Here is a 275-nt window from a genome sequence, read left to right on the forward strand (position 1 = left end):
TTCTTATAATACTAAATAAGAGCAATAATGGAACGACTGAAAAAATAAAAGCCCAAATTCCTTGTGTATCTTCTTTCCTTTGTAGCTTTGTATATTTCTTAAAGGAAATTTCTCCTTTTGCAAATTTCATTCCATTTTGATTTGGCTTTATTACGTATTCTTGATCGTAGTTATCTTTCAAGACAACATTCGTAATAAGGGACTTTTCATCCCAATTAGAATCTAGGAAGACATCTATGTTGTTATTTGAGTAGATTACTCGGTCAAATTTATAT

Annotated in this window: 1 protein-coding gene; it reads right to left on the minus strand. The window is 29.5% G+C overall.

The features are described 5' to 3' along the window. On the minus strand, positions 1-181 hold a 181-nt coding region (locus EOC06_RS41260; protein WP_206631437.1), incomplete at its 3' end, for a hypothetical protein. Between the last annotated feature and the right edge of the window lie 94 nt (positions 182-275).

The sequence above is a fragment of the Mesorhizobium sp. M7A.F.Ca.MR.362.00.0.0 genome, from assembly GCF_004023175.1.
Taxonomy (GTDB): Bacteria; Pseudomonadota; Alphaproteobacteria; order Rhizobiales; family Rhizobiaceae; genus Mesorhizobium.